The 505-nt window shown below is 72.3% G+C and carries 1 protein-coding gene; it reads right to left on the bottom strand.

The features are described 5' to 3' along the window. The coding region (locus tag ABD335_RS30700; RefSeq protein WP_344329422.1) for a sensor histidine kinase at positions 1 to 505 on the bottom strand (505 nt) is incomplete at both ends.

The raw sequence follows: 505 nt of genomic DNA, 5'->3' as shown, positions 1-505 counted from the left end.
AGGAGGAGGCCGTCGACGGAGTCGAGGCGTTCGGTGAGGCCGGCGAGTCCGGTGCCGTGGGTGGTGGTGGCGCCGCCGTGGCCGTTGTCGGTGATCCGGAGGAGGAGGCGGTCGTGGGTGTGCCGCAGGTCGAGGGTGGCGGTGGTGGCGGCGCTGTGTTTGGCGATGTTCTGGAGGAGTTCGGAGGCGGTGAAGTAGGCGATGCCTTCGATGGCGGGGGCGGGGCGGGTGGGGAGGTCGACGGTGACGGTGACGGGGACGGGGCAGCGGGCGGCGAGGGTGGACAGGGCGGGGCCGAGGCCGCGGTCGGTGAGGATGGCGGGGTGGATGCCGCGGGCGAGGTCGCGGAGTTCGGCGAGGGCGAGTTTCACCTCGTCGTGGGCTTCGTCGACCATTTTGGCGGCGGCCTGGGGGTCTTCGAGGAGTTTCTCCTTGGCCAGGCCGAGGTCCATGGCGAGGGCGACGAGGCGGGCCTGGGCGCCGTCGTGGAGGTCGCGTTCGATGC

Source organism: Streptomyces macrosporus (assembly GCF_039533145.1).
GTDB classification, from domain to species: Bacteria; Actinomycetota; Actinomycetes; order Streptomycetales; family Streptomycetaceae; genus Streptomyces; species Streptomyces macrosporus.
Note: the sequence above shows the minus strand (reverse complement) of the source record. Positions and strands in the feature narration are given on the sequence as shown.